Source organism: Neobacillus niacini (assembly GCF_031457145.1).
GTDB lineage: Bacteria > Bacillota > Bacilli > Bacillales > Cytobacillaceae > Neobacillus > Neobacillus niacini_J.
Genome location: NZ_JAVDVZ010000001.1, coordinates 328587 through 351090, shown reverse-complemented (window position 1 = coordinate 351090; position 22504 = coordinate 328587). Strand labels below are relative to the sequence as shown.

Annotated in this window: 24 protein-coding genes and 1 pseudogene; 2 read left to right on the top strand and 23 right to left on the bottom strand. The window is 38.0% G+C overall.

The features are described from left to right. Positions 1-47 precede the first annotated feature (47 nt). Positions 48-200: a hypothetical protein gene (locus J2Y03_RS01890; protein WP_310190147.1), complete on the bottom strand. Its 153-nt coding sequence runs from the start codon at positions 198-200 to the stop codon at positions 48-50. Here J2Y03_RS01890 and J2Y03_RS01885 point away from each other — a divergent pair. Continuing rightward, positions 191-730, top strand: a pseudogene (locus J2Y03_RS01885) (IS3 family transposase); the annotation flags it as partial. The gene J2Y03_RS01890 and the pseudogene J2Y03_RS01885 sit on opposite strands and share 10 nt — an antisense overlap. Positions 731-818: 88 nt before the next feature. On the opposite strand, the gene tatC reads toward J2Y03_RS01885, so the two are convergent. Both tatC and J2Y03_RS01875 read right to left on the bottom strand, forming a co-directional pair. Continuing rightward, entirely contained in the window at positions 819-1565 is a 747-nt protein-coding gene (gene tatC, locus J2Y03_RS01880) for a twin-arginine translocase subunit TatC (RefSeq protein ID WP_310190145.1), read from the bottom strand. A 136-nt stretch (positions 1566-1701) separates the two neighbouring features. Further along, positions 1702-1896, bottom strand: coding sequence for a twin-arginine translocase TatA/TatE family subunit (locus J2Y03_RS01875; RefSeq protein WP_132089246.1), 195 nt, complete (start codon positions 1894-1896; stop codon positions 1702-1704). A gap of 309 nt (positions 1897-2205) precedes the next feature. Between J2Y03_RS01875 and J2Y03_RS01870 the strand changes: the two genes are divergently transcribed. Then, complete coding sequence (locus tag J2Y03_RS01870) at positions 2206-2445, top strand: hypothetical protein (protein WP_310190141.1); 240 nt, start codon at positions 2206-2208, stop codon at positions 2443-2445. Positions 2446-2525: 80 nt separating this feature from the next. On the opposite strand, the gene J2Y03_RS01865 is transcribed toward J2Y03_RS01870, so the two are convergent. The 20 genes from J2Y03_RS01865 to J2Y03_RS01770 form a co-directional block, all read right to left on the bottom strand. Then, positions 2526-3026: a dihydrofolate reductase gene (locus J2Y03_RS01865; protein WP_310190139.1), complete on the bottom strand. Its 501-nt coding sequence runs from the start codon at positions 3024-3026 to the stop codon at positions 2526-2528. After that, complete coding sequence (locus J2Y03_RS01860; protein ID WP_310190137.1) at positions 3023-3817, bottom strand: thymidylate synthase; 795 nt, start codon at positions 3815-3817, stop codon at positions 3023-3025. Before J2Y03_RS01860 ends, J2Y03_RS01865 begins: the two co-directional genes overlap by 4 nt. A 73-nt stretch (positions 3818-3890) precedes the next feature. Further along, positions 3891-4595 (bottom strand): anthrax toxin lethal factor-related metalloendopeptidase, encoded by a 705-nt coding sequence (locus J2Y03_RS01855; protein ID WP_310190136.1) that lies wholly within the window; start codon positions 4593-4595, stop codon positions 3891-3893. A 306-nt stretch (positions 4596-4901) separates the two neighbouring features. Then, complete coding sequence (locus tag J2Y03_RS01850; protein ID WP_132089261.1) at positions 4902-5480, bottom strand: TerD family protein; 579 nt, start codon at positions 5478-5480, stop codon at positions 4902-4904. Positions 5481-5541: 61 nt separating this feature from the next. After that, the gene (locus tag J2Y03_RS01845) at positions 5542-6168 is read right to left on the bottom strand and encodes a TerD family protein (RefSeq protein WP_132089264.1); all 627 of its coding nucleotides are present in this window, start codon (positions 6166-6168) and stop codon (positions 5542-5544) included. Positions 6169-6207: 39 nt separating this feature from the next. Next, on the bottom strand, positions 6208-7281 hold the full coding sequence (locus J2Y03_RS01840) for a toxic anion resistance protein (RefSeq protein ID WP_310191307.1): 1074 nt from the start codon (positions 7279-7281) through the stop codon (positions 6208-6210). Between the two features lie 34 nt (positions 7282-7315). Beyond that, positions 7316-8953, bottom strand: coding sequence for a YceG family protein (locus J2Y03_RS01835; protein WP_310190135.1), 1638 nt, complete (start codon positions 8951-8953; stop codon positions 7316-7318). Between the two features lie 458 nt (positions 8954-9411). Next, positions 9412-10212: a hypothetical protein gene (locus tag J2Y03_RS01830; RefSeq protein ID WP_132089273.1), complete on the bottom strand. Its 801-nt coding sequence runs from the start codon at positions 10210-10212 to the stop codon at positions 9412-9414. Continuing rightward, a complete protein-coding gene (locus J2Y03_RS01825) occupies positions 10209-11330 on the bottom strand; it encodes a cysteine protease StiP family protein (RefSeq protein WP_310190133.1) in 1122 nt (373 codons plus the stop codon). Before J2Y03_RS01825 ends, J2Y03_RS01830 begins: the two co-directional genes overlap by 4 nt. A gap of 13 nt (positions 11331-11343) precedes the next feature. Further along, positions 11344-12681 (bottom strand): phosphoribosyltransferase family protein, encoded by a 1338-nt coding sequence (locus tag J2Y03_RS01820; RefSeq protein WP_310190131.1) that lies wholly within the window; start codon positions 12679-12681, stop codon positions 11344-11346. Beyond that, positions 12623-13819 carry an HpcH/HpaI aldolase/citrate lyase family protein gene (locus J2Y03_RS01815; protein ID WP_310190130.1) on the bottom strand — a complete coding sequence of 399 codons (1197 nt, stop codon included), beginning with the start codon at positions 13817-13819 and terminating at the stop codon, positions 12623-12625. Before J2Y03_RS01815 ends, J2Y03_RS01820 begins: the two co-directional genes overlap by 59 nt. A 268-nt stretch (positions 13820-14087) precedes the next feature. After that, positions 14088-14858, bottom strand: coding sequence for a TerC family protein (locus tag J2Y03_RS01810; protein ID WP_310190128.1), 771 nt, complete (start codon positions 14856-14858; stop codon positions 14088-14090). Positions 14859-15036: 178 nt separating this feature from the next. Next, the gene (locus tag J2Y03_RS01805) at positions 15037-15618 is read right to left on the bottom strand and encodes a TerD family protein (RefSeq protein WP_310190126.1); all 582 of its coding nucleotides are present in this window, start codon (positions 15616-15618) and stop codon (positions 15037-15039) included. Positions 15619-15717: 99 nt separating this feature from the next. After that, positions 15718-16308: a YpjP family protein gene (locus tag J2Y03_RS01800; RefSeq protein ID WP_310190124.1), complete on the bottom strand. Its 591-nt coding sequence runs from the start codon at positions 16306-16308 to the stop codon at positions 15718-15720. Between the two features lie 193 nt (positions 16309-16501). After that, positions 16502-16936 (bottom strand): BrxA/BrxB family bacilliredoxin, encoded by a 435-nt coding sequence (locus tag J2Y03_RS01795; RefSeq protein ID WP_310190122.1) that lies wholly within the window; start codon positions 16934-16936, stop codon positions 16502-16504. Positions 16937-16999: 63 nt separating this feature from the next. Next, positions 17000-18136 carry a conserved virulence factor C family protein gene (locus J2Y03_RS01790; protein ID WP_310190120.1) on the bottom strand — a complete coding sequence of 379 codons (1137 nt, stop codon included), beginning with the start codon at positions 18134-18136 and terminating at the stop codon, positions 17000-17002. A 229-nt stretch (positions 18137-18365) separates the two neighbouring features. Then, the gene (locus tag J2Y03_RS01785) at positions 18366-20255 is read right to left on the bottom strand and encodes an ABC-F family ATP-binding cassette domain-containing protein (protein WP_310191304.1); all 1890 of its coding nucleotides are present in this window, start codon (positions 20253-20255) and stop codon (positions 18366-18368) included. Continuing rightward, on the bottom strand, positions 20252-20899 hold the full coding sequence (locus tag J2Y03_RS01780) for an HD domain-containing protein (protein ID WP_310191301.1): 648 nt from the start codon (positions 20897-20899) through the stop codon (positions 20252-20254). The genes J2Y03_RS01785 and J2Y03_RS01780 overlap by 4 nt, the downstream gene beginning before the upstream one ends. Before the next feature lie 88 nt (positions 20900-20987). Next, positions 20988-21836, bottom strand: coding sequence for a DegV family protein (locus tag J2Y03_RS01775; protein WP_310190119.1), 849 nt, complete (start codon positions 21834-21836; stop codon positions 20988-20990). 123 nt (positions 21837-21959) lie between these two features. Beyond that, a complete protein-coding gene (locus J2Y03_RS01770) occupies positions 21960-22490 on the bottom strand; it encodes a hypothetical protein (RefSeq protein ID WP_310190118.1) in 531 nt (176 codons plus the stop codon). Positions 22491-22504: the final 14 nt, after the last annotated feature.

The window sequence follows — 22504 nt, the reverse complement described above, 5'->3', positions numbered from 1 at the left end:
ATTTTTTAAAGGCGGGAGGAGAAAATTCCCACCGCCCCATTATATTTTTAGTTATCGCTTGGACCATCGGATCCTTTTGTAACTGGAGTTGCAATAGTACCAACACCATTAGTTCCACCTGGATTTACTTGTGCAGCAGTACCATCACCTGAACCACTTCCAATATATCTATCACCATTATGTGGGTTAGCATAAAACATGCCCTAACATTTTAAACCGTGAGTTTAATCAAGAGGAACCAGGGAAAGTGTTATTAACAGATATCACATATCTATATTATGCAAATGGTCAAAAAGCCTATTTATCATGTGTTAAAGATGGCAGTACTAATGAAATACTAGCCCATTATTTATCCACTTCATTAAAGATGAATATTGTTTATAGAACATTAGGGAGGCTAAAAGAAGCTATGCAGAATCATTTCCATCCAGAAGCGATTCTACATTCAGATCAAGGCTTCCATTACACTCATCCTCTCTTTCAAAAAAGGGTAAAAAAGTTGAATATAACTCAATCAATGTCCCGTAAGGGTAACTGTTGGGATAACGCTACAATGGAATCCTTTTTCGGTCATTTTAAAGATGAGGTTGATTATAAAGAATGTACTAGTTTTATTGAGTTAAAGCAGATGGTGAATTCATATATCGAGGAGTACAATAATCATCGTTACCAGTGGGGATTAAAAAAGATGACCCCGGTACAATACCGAGGTCATCTGTTAGCAGCATAGGCTCTTTTATTAAACTGTCCATATTATGGGTCATAGTTCATTTTTAGAATGAGGACTTTTTTATTATTAATATATTCTTGTGCTTTATTTATGCTTCTTCTGCAAACTCTTCTTCATGCTCCTGAAGCTTTTTCATTCGTTTCTTGTGTACAATTTTCGATAAGTTTATTGAGATTTCATATAGTAGTAACAATGGCAGCGTCACTACAAAATCCGACATGAAATCCGGAGGTGTGATAACAATCGCAATCAGGATTAAAACGAAATAAGCGTATTTTCGAATTTTTGCTAATACGAATGGATTAATAATCCCTAGTGAAGTTAAGAACATAACGACAGCTGGCAGTTCGAACAACACGCCAAATGGAAGTGTCATATTCATAATAAATCGGAAGTATCGATCTGCCGTAAAGTTTGTTACAAACATATCTGCTCCCATTTTCACTAAAAACTCTAACACCATTGGGAAAATAACAAAATATCCAAATGCAAGTCCCACAATAAACAAAATAAACAATGCTGGAATGTAGGAAAGAGTAATTTTTCTCTCAAGCGGTTTAAGTGCTGGCTTCACAAACATCCATAGCTGACTTGCAAGCACTGGAATGGTACCAGCAATAGCGATAATAGTCGCTATCATAAAGTAGACCCAAATAATATCGCTTGGTCCTAGTACGATTAATTTAACTTCAAGATCACGAACTAACCAATTATAAATATCTGTAACATAAATGAATCCAACAATGAAAAAAGCAACAAAAGCGACGGCGGAAATAATAATCCGTTTTCGCAATTCATCTAAATGATCAACTAATTGTAATTCTTTATCTTCCATGTATTTCCCCTGCCAATTTCAAAGGTTGAAAATGATTTTTTAGTTCATCCTTCTTTTCAAAAAAACATGTTTACCACCATTTTTATAGTTAAAAAGAAAAAAGAAGAAAAAAAGGTGCAAGAATGAATCTTACACCTTATTTAGTCACTTTTTGCTTTTCTTCATCGATGTCCTTCATTACATCATCCGTTAATTCACGAGTAGACTTCTTGAATTCCTTCAATGTTTGTCCGAAGGCACGACCGATTTCAGGCAGCTTTTTAGGTCCAAAAATGATGAGCGCTAGAGTTAAGATAAGGATTAATCCTGGTATTCCAATATTTGAGAACATTCATTTACATCCCCTTTAGTAAATTATCTTTCTACTACGATTATAGTACTGATATGCCTTTTTGAGTTAAATATTCGTAATAATTCATAGTAATTTCACATAATCTCGAAAAAATACCTATGTGTGATATTTGTTATTTATATTTACACTCGTTACTCTTAACAATTTATCAAGAACACCCCCTAAAGTCAATGTAAATTCTAATGTACAATTGTAAAAATATTTTGACAATTAGGTATTTATTCGTTTATAATTTCATCAACAGAAACATATACTATAGGATATCTAAATGGAATGGATGTGATGAAGATGGAATTTTCACTCAGTAGTTTTGATGGAGCCCTGCCAGTAGAAGTCACCATCGATGAGGATAACGGAAGGTATATGATTCGCAAAAGCGACCGTAGTGGTGAATACTTTAATAGCCCCAACGAATTGATTCAATGGGTGAAAGCACATTTCCACGAGGAAGACTTCTGCCATCCAGATGAATTCAGAGGAATGCTTGATAAACTAGCTGATTATGAATTAAATGGGTCCTATTTTTAAAAAGAAAAGAAGCATCGGCTAAAGATGCTTCTTTTCTACGTGGCGAGACCGCGGTCATTCCGGTTTGCAAGAAAGCCGAATTAATGGCTGCCTTTCAATCTCCGGTCATAAATTCTATATTCGTACTTATAAGGGTTTTTCTCATCCTTGATCCCTTTTTCACTGGAAACCAGGTTCCATTCACGTTCATTAAACTCTGGGAAGTACGTATCTCCCTCAAATTCTTCGAATATATGTGTTATGTAAAGCCTGTCTACATAAGCAAACGTTTCTTTGAATATTTCAGCTCCACCAATCACGAAGATTTCATCCTCTTGATTTCTGCAATATTCTACAAATTCCTCCACCGAGTAGAAAATTGTCATATCATTGCTCTTATAATCTAATTGGCGGGTAATCACGATATTTTCTCTGCCTGGAAGAACCCGGCCAATGGATTCGTGCGTCTTTCTGCCCATTGCAATCGGGTGTCCCATGGTGGTTCGTTTGAAAAACTTTAAATCCTCCGGTAAATGCCAAGGCAATTGATTGTCCTTACCAATGACTCTGTTTTCATCCATTGCGACTATAAAGGATATCATACCGAGACCGCTCCTTTAATATGTGGGTGCGGATCGTACCCTTCTAAAGCGAAATCCTCGAATTCAAACGAGAATATATCCTTTACGTTAGGATTAATCTGTAATTTTGGTAATATCCTTGGCTCTCGCTCCATTTGCATTTTCACTTGTTCCAAATGGTTTTGATAGATATGAACATCACCAAACGAGTGCACAAATTCACCCGGTTCTAAATCACATACCTGAGCGATCATCATCGTTAATAGTGCGTAAGAGGCAATGTTGAATGGTACGCCAAGAAAGACATCCGCTGAACGTTGATACAACTGACAGGATAATTTTCCATCAGATACGTAAAATTGGAATAAGCAATGGCACGGAGCTAACGCCATTTTATCAATCTCTGCTACATTCCAAGCATTCACAATCAGTCTTCTCGAATTAGGATTGGTCTTAATTTGATGGATTAACTCACTGATTTGGTCTACTGTAGTTCCATCTGCACCCGTCCATGAACGCCATTGATGTCCGTATACTGGACCCAATTCGCCGTTTTCATCGGCCCATTCATTCCAAATTCTCACGCCATTCTCTTGCAAATAACGGACATTTGTATCTCCATTTAAAAACCAAAGCAATTCATAAATAATTGATTTTAAATGCAATTTTTTTGTTGTTAATAAAGGAAAGCCCTCTTGTAAATCAAATCGCATTTGATAACCAAAAGTACTGATTGTCCCTGTTCCGGTACGATCTCCCTTTTCATGACCATTATTCAAAACATGCTCACATAGCTCTAAATATTGCTTCAAAAACTGACACTCCCTTTTGCTACATATGTTTTTCATTTTATCATAAACCTTTTATTTTACCATAAAAAGAGCATTAATGAAGGTTTTGAAAGAAATCATAAGTCTGGGGAGCGATTTTTTGTAATTGTTCTCTCGTGACATCATTTAAGTAGTACATCGCGAAGGTTTCAGCAAAATACTCCTCGGCGTGCAGGATAACATAGGTGTTCCCAGGAAACAAGATTCCTCGCTCCTCTTCCCAAATCAACTGAAATTGTTTATCTTTACTTATATTTTGATAGACGAGACTATCAATTGAATGAGCGAGTTCATGAAGTTCTAAGTTTACCGATCCATGCCCTTTACCTTTTTCACTGTAGCCTATTTTCACTAAAACAACTTGCGAGCCGCCAATTCCCGGTACCTCATCCCATGTAGTTTGTGAATGATAGCCCCTTGGTATCTGCCCAGCTAAATATTGAGCAGTTCGGTTATCGGTTAATTTCCCCGTAAACAGTTTAAGAATAATGCCTTGCTTGTTACTTTTTTTCAAAAGAGTTTCTGGTAGATTACCAATTCGATTAATAATCGCTGCAGCTTCTTTTTCATCAAAAAGGCTTTTTGGTAATTCTATCATTTGGTTTATTTGTTCGAAGGAAGTATCAGTATTTAAAAGTTGATAAAGTTCAGAGTTTTTTGGATAGTCCGCTAACATAATACTATCAAATGAGGCTTGAGAGGTGGTGATCATCGACATAAAAAATCCGGCAATGATGGAGGAAACGACCCATTTACGCATATTATAATCCTCCTAGTAATTCGTATGCTTACTAGAATTATAACATGGTAGATGTGATGGAATACTGGTAAGTACTTGGTATAAGTGGGGGAAATTACTATTTTTTGAGGGCAAAGTTGGGCATCGCAGATATATTCCCAGAAACGCAGATATATTTCGATTATCGCAGATATATTTGATTTATCGCAGATATAACCCAATTTAAGCAGATATAACTTCCACAAAAACTAAAGATACCAATTTTCATAGCCAAAAGCCCTGAAAACGCAGAGAAAAGCCGCCATCAGGCAGCTTTCCATTAAATATCTATACTTCTAGTCCATAATTCCGGCAAAGTGCCGCTAATCCACCTGAAAAGCCACTGCCGATGGCGTTGAATTTCCATTCTGCGTTGTGACGATATAACTCACAAATGACGACGGCTGTTTCAACGGAAAAATCCTCCCCAAGGTCAAAACGAAGAATTTCACGATTGGTTTCTTCGTCAAACAAACGGGCAAACGCGTTGGTAACCTGTCCAAAATTTTGATTCCGCGAGTCCGCATCGTGAATCGTTACAGCAATGGCAATCCGATGAACGTGTGGAGGAACCTTGCTGAAATCAATCCTGATTTGTTCGTCATCCCCGTCACCCTCACCTGTGCGGTTATCTCCAGTATGCTCTACTCCGCCAGAGGCATGAGCTAAATTATTATAAAAAATAAAGTCCAAGTCCTGGGTGACCCGGCCATTTGCATCCGCTAAAAAAGCAGAGGCGTCAAGGTCGAAATCGTGTCCGCCATTATAGCGGTTTGTATCCCAGCCCAGCCCAATAACGGCTCTAGTAAGTCCTGGATTCGTTTTCGTTAAATCAATCCTTTGTCCCTTAGATAAATTGATGCCCAATTATCTCACCTCTTCGCAAACTTGATATAGAAGGGAACAAGCAAAGCCTGTTCCCACAAAATTAAGAATAAGAACGAACTACTTCACTTAAGCTAGCTGCGGTTGTACCAGTTCCTACAGCAGCGAATTTCCATTCTGTGTTGTGGCGATAAATTTCCCCAACCACTAAAGATGTTTGTCCGCTATAATCATCAGATAAATTATAACGAATTAATTCATTATTATTAGAAGGATTTACTACGCGAATAAAGGCATTACGGATCATTCCGAAGTGCTGCTTTCTTTTGACACAGTCATAGATGTTAACGACAAATACAAGCTTTTGAACGCTTGCAGGAACACGGCTTAAATCAATCATAACTTGCTCGTCGTCACCGTCTCCGTCACCTGTAAGGTTGTCACCAGAGTGCTGAACGCTTCCGTCATTACTCTTTAGATTTCCAAAATAAATGACATCCTTATTATTTTGAATCTTATCATTGGCACCAAGCATAATTACCGAAGCATCACAGTCAACATTTGCACCGCCACCTGCTCCACCGCCGCCAAACAATCCACCAAAGAGACCGCCGCCTCCGCTTTTACCAGCTTGAACTGGATCCCAGCCCAAACCAACCAAGATTTTAGATAGTCCTGGATTCCCTTTTGTTAAATCTACTCTTTGACCTTTTTGTAAACTAATAGCCAAATCATTCACCTCATTAATAAATTTTTATATAACAATAAATTAGTATTGTTGTTTCAATTGTTTAAAGTTGTCCTGCAGCTGTTCTAAGCGCTTTGTACCCTCAACACGCAAGCGCTTGTTTTCTTCTTCAATCGCTCTTGTTTCCTGCATGCCTTTAATAATAACGTTCCAGGATTCTTCAATCGTCTCAATTTTAATACTTGGACCACCAGCAAGCCTTGCAATGTCTGTACTTTGCTTCGATATGTTAGTAGCATTCTTCAGAAGCATTTCATTGGTGCGGCGATCAAGCTCGCTCATTGATTCAGCAACAAGCTTTTGCCTTTTAGCAGCAACAGCTTGAATGAGACCATTTTTAAAAATCGGAATCGTCGTAACGAAAGCGGAATTAATTTTTCCAATTAGCTTCGTATTTCCACGCTGCAGCAAGCGAATTTGCGGTGCAGTCTGCAAGGAGACCATTTTGGCCATTTCAAGGTCATAAATACGCTGTTCTAACGCCTCAATTGCATTTTTTAGTGTATCTAATTGCATGGAAGCAATCTGATCACCTGCGGCAACCCGGGCTTCAAGCTGTGGCAATTGATTGTTTTTTAGTTCCTCTACCTTGAGCTCACCGGCAACCACGTATTTTTCCAGCGTCATATAGTACTGGTAGTTTTGCTCATACATATTCTCAAGCATTTTCGTAGAATCGACCATTTCATGCTGATACTTGGAAATTTCCACATAGACCTTATCAATTTCAGATCCCATGGATTGGTATTTGCCAAACACCTTTTCAATCATCTTTTCGCCCTTTTTAAAAAGCTTTCCAAAGAATCCGGGTGAGGTTTTTTGAAAGTCTTTCGGGTCGAACCTATCCATAATTTTGGTAAGCTGTTTAAGAAGCTCTCCTGAATCCTCCACTTTTGTGGTCCGCATATTGCCTAAGATTTGGTCAGAGAAACGGGAGATTTGAACAGCAGGCTCTTTTCCGAATTCCAAGATTTTTATCTGGTCTCTTTCATCAATCGACCTTGCCAAATTCTGAACTTCTGTTTCCTTCCGAAGGGCAAGCTTAATGTCAGAAATCTTCGCTTCACTCAGTGTATCATCTGTGGTTGCTGGCATTATGTCAGCAGATTGTTTTTGTAGATTCATTCTTTTAATCTCCCCTTAAATTTTTTAAGATTCCTTGAAAGAACCCTTTCTTCAACTTAAAAGGTTCTTTATAGTCTAATTCAAAAACAACATCCTCAAGCCAGTGGGTATCGAATAAATTATCATGAAGGAAATTTTCAATATCATTATGCCCTGGCGGATTATATACAATAATATCAATACCAAATTGGTTTAACAGCAGCATAAGAGCTGCATCTGATCTTGCCAGCATACCGCGGCACTCATTATTATAAATGACCAACTTCGGCACATGCTGTGAGTAATCAAATCTCTCCATTAATTGGATGATTTCTTTTGGTGTAAACATCGCCTGACTAAATAAATAGATGCTTACCTCTTCCATGTTTTCCCCTGGTAACAACTTTAAACCCGGCTTTTCACAAATTCGCCGAATGGCATTGGCAATCCCTTTTTGCAATCCAGTTGGCAGGAATGAATAAGGCCAATAATGTGCCTGCATCATTGCTTCCGGATTCAATAATCCATCTCTGCCAAGTGCATTCCGGTAATGAAAGCGAAAATCATTAGAGCTTGACCATGTAAATGGCAATTGACGGATTAACAAGGTATGCTCGAATTCTGAGAGGTTTTGAATTCGCTCCCAATACTCTTTCCGATTTTTACTGACTCCCTGTATTTTTGCAAAGAGGGAAGGAATTTTGACCTGTCCATTTTCCACCTCAAAACCTGGCCGTACCATTGCGATTTCCTTACCAAGAATAAATAATTCATCGTAAGTAGTTTTTAAGGTAATGGAAGATGGCGTGTAATCCCTTAACTGCCATGGTTTATATAAACCTGAACCTTCTTGATTTAGTATGGTCTCAATTTCTCTTGACGCTCGGTATGCAACAGTCGTTTGGCGATTTCTTCTCTCTTTGGGAAAGGCCTCAGCAGGCTGCTTATTCGGAAAATGATGTGTAAAAATTTCCTCTTCAATAAATCCGGCCAAATCATCCTTGCCCTCCGGATGAAAAATAACTAAATCACAGCCAAGCTTTATTAAATAATATAAAAAATAAGGCTGACTTCTTTTCATATCGCCATACCATATAAATTTGGGCATTTCCTTATGTAGATCAACAGCGTCAAGCAACGGATTGAGATGGTTCATCGACCATTTAATTACATCAACTAAGACTCTTCTTAGTTCATGATTTTTTAACCCATCTTTTTCACGATTGCTAAATAGTTCAAGTGTACAGATCATCGCTTCCCTTATTTTCCGATGTATGGCTGGGATTTTGGACTTATACAATAGCTGTTCACCATCAAGAAAAGCGGTGAATCGGTTAATCGAAAGCTTCTGTTCCTGGGCGATATTCAGTACCTTTTGAATCGATTGAAAATGCCGATTATCAATATTTTTATTTAGTGATTCATCACATAACAACAATAAGACCGGTTCAGGAGACATGACATAATCAAAAAGCTGGTTATAATATTCATCACTATCAATCGGAACTCCAAGAAATTTCCCTAGAACTTGCCCAATCTGAATAGTTCCCTTGTCAACTGAAAATTCTGGCCGTTCTGACAGGGGCATTTTCAGCTTATCAAGCCAATTTTCAAATGAAAGGGATAAAGGTCGGACGTTCATTTGGTTGTATGGTAAATTCATTCATAATCCCTTCCCTCAAAAAAGCGAAAGATTTTTTTGTTACAGTTACATTATGTATGGGTATTCTTTACAATCATATCACAGTTAAATAATTGGTTCATGTTTTATACGAAAGTAATCGTAAAATGTTTCATGATGCAAATAAATTCCTCACTTTTCACCTTTTTTCCTGTCCTTACATAAGATTTAAGTACTGACGTATAAGTAGGTGACTTCATGAGATTTTTATACAGGCGGCCAAGATTAGACGAAGTTAGCGAGGAATTAAATTTAATCATGGATTTAATGCTCTCGAAAACCTTCGTTATGATAGACTTATTCTGGTTATGCTTACTTTTTACACTGTTACTTTCTCCCGTTCTTGCCACGGTTGCTATGTCTATACTATTTTTTTGCAGTTCTTTTGCCGTATTCTGTTCGATCTATTTATTTTTCTTTTATCCCTATTTAAAAAAACCTTAGATTTTGAGTGATACTAAATTTAGAAATTGCTGGAGGATTTCTTCTCCGGCGGCAACGCCGAGTTGGTTTGTCAGTGTAATATCAGCTGGTCCCCTGACTTTTAACAGCTCTCCATGGCTTGGGACGAATCGATAGCGGCAGTCTTTTAGAAAATCCCAATCTAAAACAGAATCACCTGCGCCAGCCATTGCTTCCATTCCCTCTCGGTTACAAATAAATTCAAGTGCCTTCCCTTTGCTTATCGCATTTGGGATAAAGTAAAGTTTTCTCCCCTGAAGGCTCATTTTCCAGCCATATTGTGCTGTAAGCTCACGAATTTCTATGAGTTCTGATGGGGTCGGAAGGCAATTTAATAGATAGTAAAAAAATAACTTCTCCGCCTGCTTTCTTTTCCCATCCAACGTAATTCCTGTGTTTTTTAAGGCAGATTGTAACTCTTCCTCAGATGAACATCCATTTTTTAATTGAATGAATAATTGTTCAGACCAATCTTTTAATGGTTCCCCTTTATATAAGATATGAGCCCCATTTGTAGTAACCGCATAGGATAAAGGTATTTCTTTTTCAAAAATCACAAACCTCTTAAATTGTTCAGTTGTTCTCGTTGTCACTGGTATAAACAAACTATGCTTGCTGACTTCCTTTAACAAGGAAAAAGCAGATTCTGTCATATACCCTGTCCAGTTACCCTGATACATTTCAACCGGCTTTAACACTTTATCTTTCGGTCTTCCGAATTCTTCTAGTGCCCGATTGGAATACATTAGGGTTCGATCAAGATCCGATGCTGTTATCATTTACTAGTCCCCTTAACCGATTTTATTAGACCCATACACAAATAATTCATTTCCGGATAGGCTGCTACCTCCACACCTTTTTCTTCTGCTAGCATCAGAATATGTTTTACAGAAGGACTAGAAGGGTCGCGCATGAGGATTTTCCACGGGACTCTGCGGAGGAGTACTCTTGTTGTTTCACCCACACCTGGTTTAATGTAATTTGTATTTTCAATCCCAAATTCAGCCTGGATTTGCTTAACATCCTGCATGCCTAAAAATTCATTCCTAATATTTTTCTGTTTTTTTTGTGAGGCAATATTCTCAGCTTCTTGCATGATAGCTGAGTACTCACCAGCAATTAAATCGATATAATCATTAGACACATCACTAGAAAGCAGCTCCCGGTAATATTTAGCCCCATGAAAATCGTTTTTACCGATATATTGTTCATTTAAAACAGTACGGCTTACCAAACCTGAGACGGTTGAATTTAAGCAGGCACTTGGAATCAAAAAATCTTCTCTCGTTCCAAATAATGTAGTGCAATGACCGGGATCGGCGATCACAGCCAGGGTATCATCAAGCTTTATTTGATAGTTTTTTTCATAGTGATTGCATGCCTTTGTTAATTCAATCGAAATGGCCCCTTTTCCTGTCCAGCCATCCACGAACTGAACCTTTCCCTCTGGATGTTTCGATAGAATATAGTGAAGTGCATTTTCATCAATGCCTCGATCACGGATAATCGAAACACTATAATGTGGCAAGGCTACTCCATATCGTAATTTAATATATCTTTTTATTAGAATTCCAACAGGTGTACCTGCTCTAGCAAGTGACACGAGAATGGCTTTATTACCCTTAGCTTGATAGACTTGCTCAGCCACAATGCCGACGCATAGGGCCACTTTCCGCTTATATTCCGTGATTGTATGCCAAAACAAATTTACATATTCCTTTGGAGGCTGGTATTCGATTGGCAGAGATTCACTGTAATGCTGGCCAGATTGAACTCTTAATTCACGATTTATGGTAGAGTCTTCCAGCTCAATATTACTCAAATCCTTTAATAGAAAAAGAACATCATCCTCCGAATAGCTTCCCATTTTAGCTGGCTGATTGGTTATCGTCGACATTCTTTCACCCCCATTAATGCGTGAAAAAGACGATTTTCATCGACTTGATCTGTAATTTTTCTACTTGTTTTACTAATGGTCGAAGGTTTGCGGCCGGTACTTCCCTTTCAATGAAAACAAATAGTTCATCATATTCTCCGGGAGGAATATTATAAACGAAATGAGCAACATCCTGGTCCTCAGGATTAGGAAAACTGATTCGATGTCTTGCACCATAGCCATTGATATCCTGAGTAAAGATTGGACTTCTAGTACTTGATTGATAGAAGATATTGCTCCCCATTTCCGCCGCCAATTTCATCGGGATATACATAAATTCTCCGGTCCCCAAACAAAGTGTTCTAATACCAGTTCTGTGCTGCCGTAATTCAGATGATGCATTTTGTATTTTCTGATGAAGGTCAAGGTTAGCTCTGCTCTCTATTCCAAAGCGGCCTGTTTCCTTAATTAGTGGAGTCTTATTATTCGCAGCGACATTTGCACTTTCAAAAAAGCTAGATAAAGAAAGTATTTCAATTAACGGTTCTTTTGGATCAAAACAATCTCGTTGAACCTCGTGTTCTTGAAGCTTAGTAATTTCGTTTACTACAACGTTGCCTCCGATTAAACTAACAATGTTTATCTTTATCCCAAGTGTTTTTTCTAATTGTGTAAACCTTTGTTTGTTTTCCTCTGAACGCCAATCCAAAATCGATACAACCGTATATTCCTTCCTTGGAAACTGGGAATGGATGGATTTGATAATATTGATCGCCGTTTTTCCCGTTGTCATTTCATCATCCACTAGTATGATTTCGCGCTCATTTTGAATCATGCTAATCGGAATATAGCAGCGGTGCGAGGTAGCGTGAGAATGCTCCTCTTCAAAGGTAATACATGGTGTTAAACTATCAATTTCTTCCCGTGTTGTGTGAAAATACTCTGCCTCTTCAAAGCAATCAAAAAAAGCGTGGCCAAGAGCAGTAGCAGTTTCCGCAAAACCAATAACAACAGGATTAACATTCTTAGGTATAAAAGTAACACTCTGAAACTCCATCTCATTCTGATTAAATGATTTAATTAGTTTCTCTGTTACCTGACAATTCAACCCTTTGATACTTTCCGCAAATCTAGACGCAAGCAGTGCGCCTGTTAGCAGGCCTTTTTGTGGATGTATGGGTAAATGTTTCCCAAGAACTTTACTGACAAATAAAAACGAACGTTTTTTATTAATTCTTGCTGCCATCGTAAAGAGTTCTTCGAGAGATAACTCATATGGGTTAGCCTTTACTTCAATGTCGCAGCTAATTGCATCAAGAATTGTATACGTATATGTCTTTTTTGATAAGGTCGATATTTGTGTATCCTTCATGTAGCACCCCGTAAAGCTGAGATTTTAAAATGATTTTTTTTGCCCAAAACAAATGAGGCTTTATTTCATTCATTTTATTGGAAAAATTACTTTTCTTAACACCATTTTCACTGTCTGCAAATTCAACGATTGAACACGCATCGATATATTCTTCGTATGTAACAACATTAAGGGCCTGGACTGCCTTTATATGGGTGGGATGGATGATTGTTTTTCCCGTAAGTCCGTTGGCAATATCCATTAACACCTCTCTGATTAAACCATCCATATTTTGATCAATTAATTCAGCCCGCCATTTCAAGCCTTCATCCCCATAACGTTCACGAAAAGGGGTTTGTCTAAGCTGAGGCTTGAACATTCTTGGTTTTGAGGAGAAATATTCCCAAACCGGCCCTGATACCACGTATGGACTTTCTGCTCTTTGAAAAACATTAATGATATCCGCAATACAATCTCGTAAAACCGCAATCTCGTAGACTGTAGTATCGAAACTCCTGCGTATTCCATATAACCCGCAAAAATCAGTCGCTCCAATTCGTACATTCAATATATTGTTCTTATATCGATCAAGCAGATGTTTAATAGCCATTAACTCTGTCATTCTGGTTTCTTTGTGTATAATTTTATCACTTTCTAAAATTGGCATGGCGTAAAAAGGCTTGTGCTTTGTGTGGATTTTCACAACCTCAGACAGTAATTCTTCACCAGACTCAGCACTAAATTTCGGCAACACCACACCAGTTAGCAACCGGATGGCATTCCCTAATTGTTCTTTAATCCGTTTAAGCTGTTCTAGATTTCGAATTCTGATAAACATGAGTGGTAAATCGTCAATTGTTAAATATTTTTTGCTGAATTCACTATATAATTTTAATAATTCTTGAACTAGCAGCTCTTCTGCTTTTTCAAGTTCAATATCATCCACAGCATCTTCAAGGTCAATCACAAGTGATGTTAACCCTTCATGCTTTTTTGAAAGGAGATCTTGATGAATATTTGGACGAGTTGCCGGCATGTAAAGCGTGGCACCAAGACCATATGATAATAGCTCACGGTCACTATACTTATTAAATTCATTCGGTTTTTGAAAAAATAGTGCGTCAAGCTCATTTTCATAAAAATAGGTAAATAATTTCATACTCTTTTACTCCTTTTATATAAAGGCTCTTTTCTTAAACTTTGCTGCTTTATGGAACTAATTTAATGATTATGCTAAGTTTCCACCGAAAATAGAAAAATTCCAATAAGAAATGAGCCTGCAAACTAAATTCTAAAGCGTAAAATGACTATTTCCACGTTAAAATCGGCTTTAAGATTTTAACAACAATCTATGCGAAAACAGCCTAAATAAAAAAGAATGGGGACGGACTTTCGTCTGTTCCCCATTTTATGTCGTACATCGATAATTATGATTCTTTGCCAACTTCTTTCTTTTTGTTCCTAAAATGAACAACAAAAGTAGCTCCGAATGTTAATAAGATAATGATAAAGAATGCTGCGTGTGGTACGTGAATATTGAAAACCGCTACGAACATTTTCACTGCAATTAACAGGATTAAGATATACGCTGATGTTTCAAGCTCTGGAACACGGTCAATTAACTTCAAAAATACTCCGGCAATACCTCGCATCATAAGGACCCCGAGCATACCACCGACTAATAATACCCAAACCTGTTCACTAACACCAAAAGCAGCAAGAACGCTGTCAACAGAAAAGGCAATGTCCATGATTTCTACTGCGACAACTGTTCCCCAGAAGGTACCAAATAGACGGATAAGCAGCCCCTTTTGATTCATTCCATGTGCTTCTTCCTCTTCATTTTGTGCTGCTTTTCGTTTATCCATGAAATACTTAATAGCTAACCAAGCTAGGTAGGCTGCACCTAAAATCTTTACCCACCAGAGTTTAATTAAGAAAACCCCTACACCGATAGCAATAAAGCGGAAAATATAAGCTCCTAGTAATCCATAAAAAAGTGCCTTTTTACGTTGCTCAGGTGGCAAGTGCTTTACCATAACTGCGAGAACAAGCGCATTATCGGCTGATAGTAATCCTTCAAGAATAACTAAAGTTCCGATTAATCCCCATGCAACTGGATCTGTTAGAACCTCTCCCCACATTTCCCAGTTAAAAAATTGCGCATACGTATCAATAATTCCTTGCAAAATCGACATAAAAAAAATTCCTCCCAGTAGAAAAGCATTAGCGCCATGGCACTGATGTCAGATACTTCTAAAATTAAAATTCATAAGTGCAGTAGTGTTTTTTAGCAAAAGAGACCCAGCCGAGGCTGGGTCTCTCGTTTCTGTGTTGTTAATCTAAGATTGATGGGAGGTTTTCCCACCGTATGTTTTATCCTACTGACAAACCGAAGTCTGTTGCCAATGCTGCTAAGCCGCCTTGGTAGCCGCTGCCAATTGCACTAAACTTCCATTCGCCGTTATGACGATATAATTCACCTACAACAACAGCTGTTTCAATAGAGAAATCTTCTCCTAAATCGTAACGGATTAGTTCCTCACCATTTGCTTCATTGAAAATACGAGCATATGCGTTGGATACTTGACCAAAGTTTTGATTTCTAGCCGCTGCATCGTGAATTGTAATGGTAAAAGTAACACGTTGAATAGTAGCAGGAATCGTTGTTAAGTTGATGCTTACTGTCTCGTCATCTCCATCACCTTCGCCAGTACGATTATCCCCATTATGTACAACCGCGCCATTTGCACCTTTTGGATTATTGTAGAAAACAAAATCTGTTTCATTTGTAACTTTTCCGTTTTCTCCTAATAGGAATACGGATGAATCTAAGTCGAAATCATTACCGCCATCATATTTATTTGTATCCCAGCCTAATCCTACAACAACATTTGTTAACCCAGGATTTGATTTTGTTAAATCTACTTTTTGACCTTTTGATAAACTAATTGCCATTTTTTCATTCCTCCATTTTAGGTAATAGTTTTTATACGAGTTTCTCTAAGAAAGGTTTCAAAAATATAATAAAACTTTTTTTGCTACTATAGCAAATCATTAACTCATCCATTTCGGTGGTGTATTTTTATCCCAATAGATGGAACCTAGTTCATGGTGACTTTGAAAACCGTCATGGTATGTATGGTAATGAAAGTTAAACCAGTATCCTGCTTGTGGCGGATTATCTCTTCTAACATGAAAACGAAGAACATCCTTTTTGGTATCACTGTTTTTGATATTAAATATCTTCTCTGATTGACCTTTGCCCGGAGACTCAGTGATGGTCAAGTTTAATAAATCCTCTGTTGGAAACTGTAAAGCTGTATCATGTAAGGCTTTTTCAATATTTGGCATGATAATTTCTCGAAACTCATTTTCAATCACTGGTTTAATCCTTGTGCCAAATTTTTGATAGGACTGCAGCTCTGCCTGTTTCAAAAGCTCTCCAATGAATTTTTCTTTGTCTACTTCTGCTTCCTGAAAGTAGCTAGTCTCTCGACCATAACTGCCTAATAGCGTTTCCTCAACAGTGTCTCTCTCACTAGGTTTCTCTCCATTTACGCTATTTATTAATTGTGTTGGTGTAATTAATCCAAAGGTTAAAACTGAAATCAGTACGACAGCCGATTTACGAATCCACTTATTCATCTTTATTCCCCTTTGTTCCTGGAAGAATTCAGCTAATTTTTCCGATATTTTTTGACTCTTACCAATTATTATACTTCTTTTCTAGGTAAAATGGAAAAACCATTTCTCACAGAATGGTAGAAATTTTATTTACTAAGACCCAAAAGAATTTTAGCTATTAAAAAAGGATGTCGTTAGACATCCTTTTTAGAAATTAGCAATTAGCGTTGAATGCAGCCTTTAAGTTATCCATGATGTTTTCCATTGGCATTCCTTCAATATCATGACGAGGAATGAAATGAACCACTTTATTGCCATTTATCAATGCCATTGATGGTGATGATGGCTCGATACCCTCGAAATACTCACGCATTTTGGCTGTTGCTTCTTTATCCTGTCCAGCAAAGACCGTTACGAGGTGATCTGGCTTTTTCTCGCTTGATAGAACCGCTTGTGTTGCAGCTGGACGTGCGAGTCCTGCAGCACATCCACAAACAGAGTTTACAACTACTAGCGTTGTCCCACTTGCATTCTCCATGTAATTTTCAACTTCTTCGGCTGTTGTGAGTTCTTGGAATCCAGTCCTCGTTAACTCCTCACGCATTGGTAAAACCATTTGTTTCATGTATTCTTCATATGCCATTGACATTTATAAAACCTCACTTTCTATATTTGCAGTGTACTATATCTAATTAATTCTATGCAATTCTAATTAACTTTCTGCCTTTCGCACTTCAGTCATTTGCTTCCAGACTGAACCTTTTGCAGCCTCTCCGCCTTCAATTCTTTCAATTGCCATTTTTATTTGCATGCTTACCTCAAATTCAGGGTCATTTTGTGCTGCTTTTAAAGCTGGCAATGATGTTTCATCTCCGACCTCATACAAAAACATGGCTGCCCGCCAACGAACTAATTTACTAGGATCTTGAAGTGCTTTGGTCATCTCTTCACTTGCTTCAGGGAAACCAAGGTCGGATAAGCAATCTCCAGCCGTCCTGCGAACGGTAACAGTTTTATCCTTTAAAGCCTTATATAAATATGTTAATACAGCAGGATCTTTAATCATCCCTAAGTAGACTGTGGCTAATCTACGAATTGAGGGCTTCTCATCTGCTAACGCATTTTCTAATACAGGTAGATCCTCTAGCTCAGGATTATCCATTTGTTCGAGCAGTTGATAGCGAATCTGCCAATCAGGATTGGCTAAAGATTCAAGAGTAACCTTTTTGAGTTCCCTTGTAGGTTTTTGTTTTGTAGCAGATTCTTTTGTTTGTGCTTTGGAAACGAGTTCTTCTAGCCGCTCATTTGGATATGCAGCAATTAATTCTTCCACTACTTCCTGCCCAATTTGATCAAATTCACCGTATCTCACACCTTGTTGGTCCCATCTACGTAGTAGAATATAATTTTCGTCTGGAAGCTGGGCACGTTCTCTTACCTTTAGAAAGTATTCTGGCATTCCAAACCTTCGTTCAGTGGTACCATCTGTCAGTTTTACCTGAAGCGGGATATCCTTAAACATTTGGACCTCAACCTTAATTTCGCCAAAATGTTCATCTACTTTAATTTGGGCCCGATCCGATTGTTCTGTTGTTTCACCAAATGCCTGGCGGACTTGAGGTAATAAATCCTTCCAATCGTATTTCGCATTTCGTTCAACAGCAAGGAAATCGGCAACGTGGTAAACACCTTTGATCCCCTCTATTTGAAGGATTCCTTGGATAACTGTAGGTGCATCAGCTGACGTTTCTTTTTTATAATTATGACTTTTCCCCATTGGTAGTTCTTGGTCCAATATTATTTTCATTGTATTTGGACTTGGGGTTGGTTCGATTGCCTTAATTTTCAAGATGATCACCTAATTCCTTAGTTTCTCTTCACAAGTTTAACATATTGGTGATAGTTCATTCTATAAATTGGGCTTATGGAATCGTTAACGCAGATATATTTCGTTTATCGCGGATATAGTTGAATTAACGCGGATATAATTCATTTAGCGCAGATATATCTGAATTTATCGCAGATATATTTTTGGGCAACAATAAAATGCAAAAAAAGTACGTCAATGACGCACTTTTTTACTCACTTTCGGCTAATTCAGCTAGATATTCCCATCTTCCCATCAAATATTCGAGCTTTTCGTTTAATTCTGCTTCTAGTTTCATTAAATCCTGGGCTTTTGTGAAGTCGCTACCTGTGCTGCCCATTTCTTCGGCGATTTCTTCCAGACGAGTTTCGGTTTTCTCAATCAATTCGTCAATTTCTTCCCACTCTTTTTTCTCCTTAAAGGTCATTCTTTTCTTTTTTTCCTTTTCTGGAGCTTTTATAGGTGCAGCCGTACTTTTTTCCGGCTTTTTCGCATCTACTGCAGATTCTTTTTCTAGATATTCGCTGTAATTTCCATAAAAAGAATCAATTTGCCCTTCACCACGCAAGACTAGCAGCTGGTCTACCACTTTATCAAGGAAATATCGGTCATGGGATACTGTGATTACCACGCCAGGAAATTCTTCGAGATAGTCTTCAAGAACCGTCAATGTCTGAGTATCGAGATCATTTGTCGGCTCGTCCAGTAAAAGGACATTAGGAGCGGTCATTAATAGCTTCAATAAGTATAAACGACGCTTTTCTCCACCGGATAATTTACGGATTGGGGTTCCATGCGAAAATGGCGGAAACAAAAAGCGTTCGAGCATGAGTGCTGCAGATAGTGTTTTACCATCGGATGTCTCCACCACTTCAGCGGTTTCTTTAATGTATTCAATCATCCGCTTGTTTTCATCCATGTCTTCATTTTCCTGTGTATAATAAGCAATTTTCACCGTTTGCCCCATGATGAATTCACCTTCATCAAGAGGAAGCTTTTTTGCCAGGACATTCAAAAGTGTCGATTTTCCTGTTCCATTCCTGCCTATAATCCCCAGCCGGTCACCTGGTTTTACAAGCAAATTAAAGTGACTAAGAATTATTTTTTCTCCATAAAATTTGGAAGCGTCCTTAAGTTCAAAGACCTGTTTTCCAAGCCTGCTTCCATTTAACGAGATATCTACCTTTTCACCTGTTGGCTTTCCACCAGAGAGCTTGTCATCAAGCTCATCAAAACGCTGAATCCGTGCTTTTTGCTTCGTTGTTCGTGCTTTGGCGCCGCGTCTCATCCACTCAAGCTCTCGTCTAAACAAATTCTGTCTTTTTTCAAAGGTTGCGGCCTCATTTTCCTCACGAATGGCTTTTGCCTCTAAAAATGCAGCGTAATTTCCTTTGTAGCTGTAGAGATTACCACCATCTAGTTCGAACATTCGGTTTGCAACCCGGTCTAAAAAGTAACGATCATGTGTAACAAGTAGGATAGAACCACTATATCTGCTTAAGTAATCCTCCAGCCACTTCACAGAGTCGAAGTCTAAGTGGTTCGTAGGTTCATCAAGGATGAGTAAATCAGGCTCAGCAATGAGAACTTGCGCTAAAGCTACACGTTTCTTCTGCCCTCCAGATAACTCACCAATTTTCTTTGTGAAATCCTCGATTCCGAGTTTCATTAAAATCGATTTGGCGTTTGTACTTGCATCCCAAGCATTTAAAGCATCCATTTGCTTTTGTAAATGGAATAGATTCTCTTGAACCTTTGTATCATTAGGAGCGGTATTTAGAAGCAATAACGTTTTTTCATATTCACGCATTAGCTTTAGAATCGGTGCTTCACCGTGAAAGACCTGTTCCAGAACAGTTTTAGCTGAATCTAAATCTGGCTGCTGGTCAAGAAATGCAATCGAATAATCCTTACCAGTGATGATTTTCCCATCATCCGGCTGGTCTATGCCTGCAATAATTTTTAACAATGAAGATTTTCCGGTCCCATTGATTCCAATTAAGCCGACACGCTCTTTTTCACCGATTGTAATAGAAATATTGTTAAACAGTTGTTTCTCCCCATATGTTTTTGTAACATTTTCTACTGTGAGCATTTTCATTGGTCTTGACCATCCCATTCTAGATAAAATTGATCCAAAAATAACACCATCATTTGATTACGGCTTTCTGCCAATTCTTTTGCAGTTTTAGTATTCAATAAATCCTTTAGCTTTAATAATTTTTCATAAAAATGATGAATGCTCGTTGATTTACCCTTACGGTATTCTTCTAAACTCATTTCTTCTCGCACATTAAGGTTAGGGTCGTAGATGGGTTGTCCTTTTTTCCCGCCATAAGCAAATGTTCTAGCGATCCCAATTGCCCCAATTGCATCTAATCTGTCGGCGTCCTGAACGATTTTCGCTTCAATCGTTTCCAACTCTGTTTTTCTTCCGCCTTTATATGAAATCGATTCGATAATTTGATTAATTGAGTTTTGTACCTCTTCAGGCAATGATATCGTTTGAAAAAATAAATCCAGCTTGTTTTTCCCTGCTTCAGCACTCTCATTCAGCTTTTCGTCAGGAATATCATGCAGTAGCGCAGCCATTTCAATAATAAAGGGATCCCCCACTTGTTCTTGTTTAGCTATATGTAAAGCTGTCCGTCTGACGCGGTCGACATGAAACCAATCATGCCCCGTTGCATCTTCACCTAACTCATTGCGGACATACATTTCAGTCTGTTCAATGATTTCATTCATTTTAGAAACACCTTCCTTCACCTTAGCTATTTTAGCATGAATAACGAACAAAAAATAACCCCGAAAAAATCCGGAGTTATTGACAAGATTATTTTAATCCATTATGCCAGCTGATTCCAAGTGTGTTTTCTCCAGCGTGGACACCAATGACCGCACCTAGTGGACAGCAAATCACTTTTAGTTCAGGATATGATTGCTCCAATTCCACCTTCCATTCATTGGCATGTTCGAGGTGTAAACCATATAAAATATAAACTTCCTTAAATTTATGCTGTTTATAGGAAGATTTAAAATAATCAAGAATTTTTTCTTTTGCTTTTTTATCACTTCTAACTTTTTCTTTTGTATTGAGGGCACCATTTTCAATCGAAATAATCGGCTTCACGTTAAGCATACTTCCTAGGAAAAATTGCAACCCAGACATCCTGCCGCTCCGATGTAGCTGCTCTAAGCTTCCAATTAGTACATACGTCTCATTTGTAGCCTTTAACGAATCTAATTGTTCGATGACAGATTCAATGCTATTTCCAGCCTCCACTAACTCCATGCCTTTTTTTAATAAAGCAGTCATGGGAGCAGTTAGAATCTGGGAATCAAAGGTTGTAACAGGAATGTCCACAAGCTTTGCTGCCTGTTCGCTCGATGAAACGGTACCACTAAGTTTTCCTGATAAAAGAACCGCTACCACTTGATCATAATCCTTGGAAAGTTTTTCGTATAACTCTTGAAAAACACCCACAGCTGGCTGTGATGTTTTCGGAGGTGATTTAAGCTCTTTTAATCTTGCAAACAGCTGTGCTGCTGTTAAATCAATCCCGTCAGCAAATTCTTCACCGTCTAATAAAATGGTTAATGGAATTGTATACAAATCAGGATGATTTTTTAATTCTTCATCTAAAAAAGCGGTACTGTCTGTTACCCATGCCGTTTTAACCAATGTAATCTCCCCTTTAAATTGGTATGAGGTCCTAATATCTAGTTAAAATAATCGTACCTTGAAATTGTTTTCTTGTAAACATACAAAAACCAGCTAAATACAAAAGCTGGTTTTTCTAATAAATTACGTTGTTTGTATCTCAATAAGGTAAGATTGCAGATGTTCAAGTGTGGTAACCATTGTATCGATTAATTCAACCATATCTTCCATTTGGTCTTCCCCCACCAATCTGTCTAATTCAATGCTAATAACATTATAAATCATCGATTCAGAGGGATTAATGGTAAAGGATTGACCGATCTTCCTTGTGCCTCCCCAAATATCGAAGAGTATCCTTTGGATTTTCTTCAAGGGTTTAGCCTCTGTTATACCTTCATGAAAAAATTGCAGGTTCATATAGCAGCCCGACTGTTTCTCTGAAAGGGAATTGGGTAAAAGCTCGGTGGCTAGATTAATAAAATCAGAATTAATTTCGATCTTTGCTGATTCCAGTGCTTCAGGCAACCTAAAGTACAAGTCAAAACTTCGCGACATTTTTGCCATGTTCACGATGTCATTTCGGTCAATGATTTCGATTTTACCGGCAAGATCTAAATCATAAAGTGCGCCCTCGATGACTACTTTCATATTATCGAAAGCAGTTGGATCAAACATTTTTTTCACCTCAA